9 protein-coding genes and 1 pseudogene are annotated in these 9,362 nt (G+C 75.6%); 9 read left to right on the forward strand and 1 reads right to left on the reverse strand.

The window, feature by feature from the left end; all coding sequences use genetic code 11:
* A pseudogene (locus ACWGJO_RS39905) lies at positions 1–319 on the forward strand (LysR family transcriptional regulator); the annotation flags it as partial.
* 132 nt (positions 320–451) lie between these two features.
* Here ACWGJO_RS39905 and ACWGJO_RS39910 read toward each other — a convergent pair.
* Positions 452–1,066 (reverse strand): YceI family protein, encoded by a 615-nt coding sequence (locus tag ACWGJO_RS39910; protein WP_387726920.1) that lies wholly within the window; start codon positions 1,064–1,066, stop codon positions 452–454.
* Between the two features lie 183 nt (positions 1,067–1,249).
* Between ACWGJO_RS39910 and ACWGJO_RS39915 the strand changes: the two genes are divergently transcribed.
* The 8 genes from ACWGJO_RS39915 to ACWGJO_RS39950 all read left to right on the forward strand — a co-directional run bounded on the left by ACWGJO_RS39915 (position 1,250) and on the right by ACWGJO_RS39950 (position 9,310).
* Positions 1,250–4,474, forward strand: coding sequence for an SNF2-related protein (locus ACWGJO_RS39915; RefSeq protein WP_452190632.1), 3,225 nt, complete (start codon positions 1,250–1,252; stop codon positions 4,472–4,474).
* Entirely contained in the window at positions 4,471–4,674 is a 204-nt protein-coding gene (locus ACWGJO_RS39920) for a hypothetical protein (protein WP_452190634.1), read from the forward strand. The genes ACWGJO_RS39915 and ACWGJO_RS39920 overlap by 4 nt, the downstream gene beginning before the upstream one ends.
* Positions 4,675–4,761: 87 nt before the next feature.
* The gene (locus tag ACWGJO_RS39925) at positions 4,762–5,724 is read left to right on the forward strand and encodes an RNA polymerase sigma-70 factor (protein WP_452190641.1); all 963 of its coding nucleotides are present in this window, start codon (positions 4,762–4,764) and stop codon (positions 5,722–5,724) included.
* Positions 5,725–5,758: 34 nt separating this feature from the next.
* On the forward strand, positions 5,759–6,856 hold the full coding sequence (locus ACWGJO_RS39930) for a DNA polymerase III subunit beta family protein (protein ID WP_452190635.1): 1,098 nt from the start codon (positions 5,759–5,761) through the stop codon (positions 6,854–6,856).
* Positions 6,857–6,893: 37 nt separating this feature from the next.
* A complete protein-coding gene (locus ACWGJO_RS39935; RefSeq protein ID WP_452190637.1) occupies positions 6,894–7,781 on the forward strand; it encodes an alpha/beta fold hydrolase in 888 nt (295 codons plus the stop codon).
* A 105-nt stretch (positions 7,782–7,886) separates the two neighbouring features.
* On the forward strand, positions 7,887–8,294 hold the full coding sequence (locus ACWGJO_RS39940) for a helix-turn-helix domain-containing protein (RefSeq protein ID WP_387689100.1): 408 nt from the start codon (positions 7,887–7,889) through the stop codon (positions 8,292–8,294).
* 2 nt (positions 8,295–8,296) lie between these two features.
* Entirely contained in the window at positions 8,297–8,839 is a 543-nt protein-coding gene (locus ACWGJO_RS39945; RefSeq protein WP_452190639.1) for a hypothetical protein, read from the forward strand.
* Between the two features lie 117 nt (positions 8,840–8,956).
* Positions 8,957–9,310, forward strand: a complete 354-nt coding sequence (locus ACWGJO_RS39950) for a DUF2516 family protein (RefSeq protein ID WP_387689106.1) — start codon at positions 8,957–8,959, stop codon at positions 9,308–9,310.
* Positions 9,311–9,362: the final 52 nt, after the last annotated feature.

The raw sequence follows: 9,362 nt of genomic DNA on the forward strand, positions 1-9,362 counted from the left end.
GCTGCGGGAGCACGGTCTGGCGGCGGCAGCGCCGTACGTGCCGCCGGTGGGCGTGGACGAGACGGCCCGCTACCTCGCCCGGCACGGCGATCCGATGCTGACCACGGTCGGCGGCCCGCGGATCCCGGGGACGGTGAACGTGCCGCTGGTGGAACCGGTGCCGCTGAGCCTGGTCAGCCTGGTGCACCGGCCGGGGGAGCGTCACCCGGGGCTGCGGGCACTGGCCGCCGCGGCCGGTGCGCTCGGCGCGGCCGAGGGCTGGCTGCGCCGTCCGCCGGGCAGCTGGCTTCCCGAGGCGGACGCGGCGCTGCTGCCGTAGGGGCGGACGCGGTGCCGTTGCCGTAGGGGCGGACGCGGGCGGCCGACCGCCGCACGGGCGGGCGGCCGTCACGTGAAGACCGCCCCTGCCCCGGGGGGAGGGGCAGGGGCGGTGCTCGGGGGGACGGCCGGCTCAGGCCGCCTTGACGGCGGAGATGTCGAAGCTGAGCTTGACCTTCTCGCCGATCAGCACGCCGCCGGTCTCCAGCGCGGCGTTGTAGGTCAGGCCGAACTCGGTGCGGTCGACGACGGCCTTGCCCTCGAAACCGACCCGGTCGGCGCCGTACGCGTCGGTGGCGCTGCCGGTGTACTCCAGGTCCAGCACGACCGGGCGGGTGGTGCCCTTGATGGTGAGGTCGCCGGTCATCCGGTACGAGTCGCCGCCGATCAGCTGGGCGGAGGTGCTGCGGAAGCTGATCTCCGGGTGGGCGTCGACGGCGAAGAAGTCGCCGGTGCGCAGGTGCTCGTCGCGCTGGGCCTGGTTGGTGTCGACGCTCGCGACCTTGATCACCAGCTCGGCCGAGGAGTTGCCCGGGTGGGTCCCGTCCAGGTGCAGCTTGCCGTCGTACTCGGTGAAGCGGCCCTTGACGTTGGTGACCATCGCGTGGCGGACCGAGAAGCCGATCTCGCTGTGGGTGTTGTCGACGGTCCAGTCGCCGGTCAGGTGGGCGAGGTCCGGGCCGGCCGGGGTCGGGACGGTGGTCGCGGCGGGGGCGGTGACGGTCTTGGTGCGGTTGAACAGGCCCATGGCTTCCTCCTTGGTTCGAAGCCAGTTGTTTAGGCTTCAACTTGTTGGCTCCAGCGTAGGGCAACTTCGTTCAACTTTCAACCACAGCGTTCCGGGTTCCTCCGAACGGCTCAGCCGACCCGCCCTGTCGGACCTCCCGGATAGGCTGCGAAGGACGGTCCACCCCCGCCCGGAAGGCCCCCGATGTTCGTCCTGCACGCGCTCTGGCGGGCGGACGGGCACCTGGCGCTCTGGGCCGAGGACGCCCGCGCCCACCCCGGCGGCGCCGAACCGCAGCCCGACCGGCCCGCCCCGCGCGCCCACCCCTACGCTTGCCCGGCCGGTGAGCTGGCCGCCGTGCTCGGCGGCATCGGTCCGGGCCTCGGCTGGCTCGCCGGACAGGCCCCCGAGCGCTGGGCCACCCTGCTGCTGCCGACCGTCGGCACCGTCCCCGCGCCCTCGCCCGACCTTCCGGTCGCCCCGCCGCGCGGCGGCGCCGTGCTCACACCCTGGCGGGTGCCGGCCCTGCTCTTCGGGGCCGGGGCCGCCGCCCAGCTGCTCGGTGAGGTCTTCGACCCGGTCTGGGCCGTCACCAGCAGCGATCTGCCCGGCGCCGGACGGGTAGAGGTGGTCCACGGCCCCTCGCTGCGCTGGCTCACCGGAGTGCACGACCTCGCCTGGCGGACGGTCGGCCGCGGCCGGGTCCAGCCGCTGCCCGTGACCACCGCCGACGGCCGCCCGCAGGCCCGGTGGCGGCCCGACCTCACCCCGGCCGGGCGCCGCGAGGCCGCCGCCCTGGCCGCGGGCTGCCCGCCTGTCCTGCTGGGGGAGTGGCCGCACGGCGCCGACGACGGGGACGCGCTGCTGGGCGAGGCCCTGGGCGCACTGGTGGACGCCGAGGCCCGCGCCGCACTGGCGGACGCCCCGCCCCCCTTCCCGGTCGACGGCGGCGCCGGACCGGGGGCGGCCGTCGCCGAGCGCTGGCTGCACGCCCTCGCCACCCCCGACGGGGGGTTCGACGGCTCCCCGCCCGAGGAACTCGCCGAACTGCGCCGCGGGCTCGGCGCCTGGTACGCCGCCGCCGAGCCCGTCGATCCGGCGCTGCGGCTCTGCTTCCGCCTGGTCGAGCCGCTCGGCCCCGATCAGGACGACCCGGAGGGCCGGCCCTCCGACGACGCGTGGCAGCTGGAGTTCCTGCTCCAGGCCGTGGACGAGCCCTCCCTGCTGGTCCGCGCCGCCGACCTGCACGAGGGCGGCGCCGCCCACGCCGCGCTCGCCCGCAAGGGCGCCGACCCGGTCGACGTGCTGGTCGCCGAACTCGCCCGCGCCGCCCACCGCTGGCCCGCCCTGGACGGGCTGCGCCACCGCTCCCGCCCGTCCGCCCTGCCGCTCGGCCGGGCCGGCGCGCTCGACTTCCTGCGCACCGCCGCGCCCGCCCTCGCCGAGGGCGGCTTCGGGGTGCTGCTGCCCGCCTGGTGGCGCCGCCGCCCGCGGCTCGGGCTCGCCCTGCGCGCCACCACCCCGCCCGCACCCGGCTCGCTCGCGGTCACCGCCCAGGTGGACCGGGACGCCGTGGTCGCCTTCCGCTGGCAGGTCGCGCTCGGCCCGGAGGGGGAGCCGCTCACCGAGCGGGAGCTGGCCGAACTCGCCGCGGCCAAGCAGGAGCTGGTCCGGGTGCGCGGCACCTGGCTGGAGGCCGACCCGGCCCAGATCGCCGCCGCGCTCGCCTTCCTCGCCGACCGGCGCGACGGCGTGCTCGCCGCCGGAGAGCTGCTGCGGCTCGCCCTCGACCCGGAGGCGACGGTCGCCGGGCTGCCGGTCACCTCGGTGCGCGCCGACGGCCCGCTCGGCGAGCTGCTCGCCGGGCAGGCCGCCGCCGCCCCGGCCCCGGAGCTGCCGGCGGACTTCCGGGCCGAGCTGCGCCCGTACCAGGAACGCGGGCTGGCGTGGCTGCGGACCATGTCCGGACTCGGCCTCGGCGCCGTGCTGGCGGACGACATGGGTCTCGGCAAGACCGTCCAGACTCTCGCCCTGCTCGCCTCCGAGCAGGCGGAGGCGGCGGAGGCGGCGAAGGTGGCGGACGGGCTGAAGAGGGCGGACGGGCCGGAGGCGGCGAAGGGGACGGAGGACACCGCCGGCCCCACCCTGCTGGTCTGCCCGATGTCCCTGGTCGGCAACTGGCAGCGCGAGGCCGAGCGCTTCGCCCCCGGTCTGCGACGGTACGTCCACCACGGCGCCGGCCGCCTCGGCGCGGAGCAACTCGCCGCGGCCGTCAGGGGCGTGGACCTGGTCATCACCACCTACGGACTGGTCCAGCGCGACCTCGCCGCCCTGCGCGCGATCCGCTGGCGCCGGGTGGTCGCCGACGAGGCCCAGCACATCAAGAACAGCGGCACCGCGCAGTCCCGGGCGATCCGCGCGCTTCCCGTCACCCGGCACCGGATAGCGCTCACCGGCACTCCGATGGAGAACCGGCTCGCCGAACTGCACGCCGTCCTGGACTTCGCCAACCCGGGCCTGCTCGGCCCGGCCGAGCGCTTCAAGGAGCGCTACGCGATCCCGGTCGAGCTGCACCGCAGTCCCGAACGCACCGCCGAACTCCTGCGCCGTACCGCGCCGTTCGTGCTCCGCCGGGTCAAGTCCGACCCGGCGGTGGCGGCCGAGCTGCCCGCCAAGCAGGAGATGACCGTCTGGTGCAACCTCACCGCCGAGCAGGCGGGCCTCTACCAGGCCGTGGTCGCCGACCTGCTGCGGCGGGTCGAGGGCATTCGGGGCGTGGAGCGGCGCGGCACGGTGCTGGCCGCGATCGGCAAGCTCAAGCAGGTCTGCAACCACCCGGCCCAACTGCTGCACGACGGTTCGGCGGTGGGCGGGCGCTCGGGCAAGGTCACCCGGCTGGCCGAACTGCTGGAGGAGGCGCTGGCCGAGGGCGACCGGACGCTGGTCTTCACCCAGTACGCCGAGTTCGGCACGATGCTCCGCCCGTACCTGGAGCGCCGGCTCGGCGAGGAGGTGCTCTACCTGCACGGCGGCCTGGCCCGGGCACGCCGTGAGGAGCTGGTCGAACGCTTCCAATCCCCGGACGGGCCGGGGGTGTTCCTGCTCTCGCTGCGGGCCGGCGGCACCGGCCTCAACCTGACCGCCGCCAACCAGGTGATCCACCTGGACCGTTGGTGGAACCCGGCGGTCGAGGAGCAGGCCACCGACCGGGCCTTCCGGATCGGCCAGCGCCGGGACGTCCAGGTCCGCCGGCTGGTCTGCGTCGGCACCGTCGAGGAGCGGATCGACGAACTCCTCGCCGCCAAGCGCTCGTTGGCCGAGGCGGTGGTGGGGGAGGGGGAGCGCTGGCTCACCGACCTGCCGGTCGAGGCGCTGCGCGAACTGGTCGCCCTCACCCGGGAGGACGCCGTGGCCGAGGAGGACGCGTGAGCGAGGAGCCGAAACCGCCCGTGGTCAACGTCGCCGCCTACTGGTGCGGCGACTTCACGCTGCGCCGACCGCCGGCGACGGCGGAGGAGGACGGTCCGGACGAGTCCTCGCTGCGCCGCCTCGGCCGCTCCGGCATCACCGTGCACGGCCGCGACCTCGCCCTCGTGCTCGCCCCCGCCTACGAGGCCTTCCGGGGCTGAGCCCGGCGGCTACCGTGCGGTAGCGTCGCGCGGGTGACCGACACCCACGACGCGCCGTCGGCCGACTCCCCGTTGGCCGACTCCCGGTTGGCCGACTTCGAGCAGCACCGGCGGACGGTCTTCGGCATCGCCTACCGGATGCTCGGCAGCGTCGCCGATGCCGAGGACCTGGTCCAGGACACCTGGCTGCGCTGGAGCGGCGTCACCGGCCCGGTCGCCGGTCCCGGCGGCTTCCTGGCCCGTACGGTCACCAACCTCGCGCTCAACAAGCTGGACTCGGCCGCCGTGCGCCGCGAGTCCTACGTCGGCCCCTGGCTGCCCGAGCCGCTGGTCACCGAGCCGGACGCGACCGAGGGCGTCGGACGGGCCGAGACGGTCTCGGTGGCCCTGCTGGTGGTGCTGGAGAGCCTGTCCCCGCTGGAGCGGGCGGTGTTCGTGCTCAAGGAGGCCTTCGGATTCTCCTACCGGGAGATCGCCGGGGCCCTGGACCGCACCGAAGCCGCCTGCCGTCAGGTCGGCAGCCGGGCCCGGGCGCACGTGCGCGCCGGCCGGCCGCGCTACGACGCTCCGCCCGAGCTGCGCCGCCGCGCCACCGACGAGTTCCTGGCGGCCTGCGCCGGCGGCGACCTCAACCGGATGCTCGAACTGCTCGCCCCCGACGTCACCGCCTGGACGGACGGCGGTGGGGTGATCCGCGCCGCGCTGCGGCCGGTCGTCGGTGCCGAGAACGTCGCCCGCTTCGTCCTCGGGGTGCTCGGGCAGCTCGGCGCGGGTGCCGGCGCCCGTCCGGTCCTGGTCAACGGCGACCCCGGTGCGCTGGTCACCGTGGACGGAGCCGTCGACTCCGTGTCGGTGTTCGAATTCGCCGAACAGCCCGACGGCACCGTGCGGATCGCCGGGATCCGCACCGTCCGCAATCCGCACAAGCTGGCCCACCTCGCCGGCCCCGCGCCCGCGCCCCGCTCGGCCCCCGTCCCTTCCGCCCCCGTCCCTTCCGCCGCCGACGCTCCCGCCCCCGGCGACGGCGCCGACCGGCCCGACCCGGCTTGACCCTCGACCAGGTCGAGCCCGCAGAGTCACCGGCATGGAGAGCGAGCTGCACAGCATCGGCGAACTGGCCCGCGCCAGCGGACTGGGCGTCGGCACCCTGCGCTACTACGACGGCGCCGAGGTGCTCACCCCCGCCTGGGTCGATCCGCAGACCGGCTACCGCTGGTACCGGCCCGGCCAGCTCGCCGACGCCCGGCTGCTGGCCAGGCTGCGCCGGGTCGGCCTGCCGCTGGCGGACGTCCGCGCCGTGCTCGGCGCCGCGCCCGGCGGCGAGGAGGCCCGGCAGGTGCTCGACGCGCACCTGCGCCGTCTGGAGGACGGCCTCGCCGACGCCCGCCGCGAGCTCTCCCTGATCCACGCGATGATCGACCAGAGGGAGCAGCCGATGACCACCACCCCCGCCGGACTCCGGTTCACCGTCCCGGCCGAAGAGCTCGCGGCCGCCCTGGACGCGGTCCGCTTCGCGGTCTGCGGGGACCCGGAGCTGCCCTCGCTCGCCGGCGTGCTCTTCGAGCCCGACGGCCCGGTGCTGCGCCTGGTCGCCACCGACCGCTACCGGATGGCCCTCGCCGAGGTGTCCGCCGCCGGTGACACGCCCGAGCGGCCGGTGGCGGGCACGGTCGTCCCGACCGCGCTGGTGGACGCGCTGCGCGCGCTGCTCGGCTCGGGGGCGGCGGAGGTCGCGCTCACCCTCGGCGGCGGTCCGGTCCGGGCCGAGGTCGGGGAGCACCGGATCGAGGGCGCCGCGCTGGACTTCGACTACCCCGACCACCGGGCCGTCACCCGGCTCGCGCCGGAGCACCGGATCACCCTCTCCGCCGCCGAACTGCGGGCGGCCGTGACGGCCGGGGCCACTCGTACCCTGCCCTCCGGCCCGGACGGCGCCGACTGCGAGGTCACCGTCCTGACCCTGACCGGGGACGGCCGCCTGACGGTCGCCGGCGACCCGGCCCCCGAGGGCTACCGACTGGCCGTCAACCGGGACTTCCTGCTGGAAGCCCTCGACGCCGGCCGCCCCGGGCAGCTGCTCCTCGAACTCGGCGGCCCGATCGCCCCGCTGGCCGTTCGCACGCCCGGTCGTTCGGGCACCTTCTCCGTGCTGATGCCGGTCCGGCTGCCCGAGTCCGGCTGACCGGCGGGCCTCGCCGGGGCTCTGGAAGGATCACCGCATGAGCCCGCACCCCGACGCCCCCGACGCCCCTGCCCCGGACGTCCCTGCCCCTGGCGCCCCCGGCTCCGGGGTCCACGTCCCCGCGGAGCACATCCCCGCGGAACAGGTCCGCACGGTCCACCTCCCGGCCCCCGGCGGCGGCCGGCTGTGGGCGGAGCGCCGAGGATCCGGCAGCCCGGTGGTGCTGCTGCACGGCTCCGGCATGGACTCCCGGCTGTGGGACGCCGTCGCCCCGGCGCTCGCCCGCCACCACGACGTGATCCGCTACGACGCCCGCGGCCTCGGCCGCTCCAGCACGCCGGAGCAGGCCTTCGACGACGTTGCGGACCTGGGCGCCGTCCTGGACCACTTCGGTCTGCCCGGTGCCGCGCTGGTCGGTCTGAGCATGGGCGGGGAGACCGCCCTGGACTTCGCCCTCGCCCACCCCGACCGGGTCACCGCGCTCGGGCTGGTCGGCGCCTCGGTCAGCGGTCACGACTGGCCGCCGTCCCCGGAGACCACCGCCTACGCCGACGCCCGGCGCCGTGGCGACGCGGCGGAGCTGGCCGGGCTGGAGCTCTCCGTCTGGGCCGCCCTGGGCCGCGGCGCGCCGGGCGGCGAGCTGATCGCGGCGATGGTCGAGGAGAACGCGGCCCGCCGGATCGTCAGCGAGCACCACCTCGCGGGCGCCCCGGCCCGGGCGGCCGAGCCGCTCCTGGGCACGGTCGCCGCGCCCACCCTGGTCGTCCACGGCGACCGCGACCACCCGGAGATCGCGGCCATCGCCCGGCGGCTCGCCGACGGCATCCCCGGCGCCCGAGGCCACCTCGTCCCGGACGCCGACCACTACCTCCCGCTGCGCACCCCCGAACGGCTCATCGAGCTCCTCCTCGCCCATCTGGCCTGACCGCCCGGTCCGCCCGGCCCCGGCCGCGCCCCGACGGGGGCGCACGCGTTTGCTGCCGCTAGCACCCTGCTTGCATTTGCAAGCGGGGTGTTGCAGGCTGTCCGCATGGCCTCACTGAACGTCGGCTCGCTGGGCGAGTACATCCGCGAGCAGCGCCGCAACGCCCAGTACTCGCTGCGGCAGCTGGCGGAGGTCGCAGGCGTGTCCAACCCGTACCTCAGCCAGATCGAGCGCGGGCTGCGCAAGCCGAGCGCGGAGATCCTCCAGCAGATCGCCAAGGCGCTGCGGATCTCGGCGGAGACGCTGTACGTCCAGGCCGGGATCCTGGAGGAACGGCGGGGCGAGGGCCTGGAACTGCGGGCCTCGATCCTGGCCGATCCGCTGATCAACGAGCAGCAGAAGCAGGCGCTGCTCGCGGTCTACGACGCCTTCCTCAAGGAGAACGCCGCGTCGGCCCCCACCCCGACGGCCGACGGCCCAGCCACCCAGAACACCCACCGGGAGGACCGGTAACCATGCCCATCACCGACGAGATCAAGAAGACCTTCAGCGACCCGACCCCGCTGTACGCCCTGGCCGGCGCCGGGGACCTCGCGTACGAGAAGCTGCGCGAGGTGCCGGGCCGGGTCGAGGCGCTGGCGGCGGACCGCAAGGGCGCTCAGGAGAAGGCCACCGCCACGCTCCAGGAGGCGCAGTCGCTGCTGACCGGGGCGCAGGCCAAGGTCACCGAGACCGTCACCAGCATGCCGACCGACCTCAAGGCCCTGCAGGAGCGGGCCCAGGGCTTCGCGCTGCAGCAGGTGGCCCGCGCGGTCGAGCTGGCGGTGAAGGCCAAGGAGACCTACGACGAGCTGGCCGAGCGCGGCAAGGTCGTGGTGGACAAGGCCCGCCCGGGAGCCTCGGAGGAGGGCGAGCCGTCCGAGCGGCCCGAGCTGACCGTGGAGCCGGTCGGGGCCGCGGAGCCGGCCGAGCCCGCCCCGGCCGCGGAGGGCGGCGCCGAGCCCGCCCCGAAGAAGCCCGCCCGGGCCCGCAAGGGCGCCGCCGACGCCGCGGAGTGACGTGGCGCCCCGAGGGGCACAGTAGGTGACCGTAGGACGTTGACCCCGTTGTGGACGGTCGTCGTGCCAGGATGGGCGGCGGTCGCAGTGCCGGAGTCGAGAGCAGAGGAGATCGAAATGGTCGGAGTGTTGCAGATTCTGGCCTTTTCCTATCTGAACCCGATCTGGTGGGCGACCATCGCCATCCTCGGCTACAAGCTGTTCGCCCTGGTCGACGCGGTCACCCGCCGGGAGGACGCCTACCGGGCGGCCGACAAGAAGACCAAGGGCTTCTGGGTGGCGATCCTGGCGATCTCCTTCGGCTGGGACTTCCTGTTCGGGGTGAACTTCTTCACCGGCATCGGCACCCTGGCCGGTCTGGTTGCCTCGATCGTCTACGTGGTGGACGTCCGCCCGGCGATCCGGGCACTGACCGGAGGCAGCGGCGGCCGGGGCGGTCGGAGCAACACCGGTCCGTACGGCCCCTGGTAGCCCCGGCGGCGGACGACGCGGCGGCCCGGGCGGGGAGTTCACCCGCCCGTGC

Source organism: Kitasatospora sp. NPDC054795, from assembly GCF_053611565.1.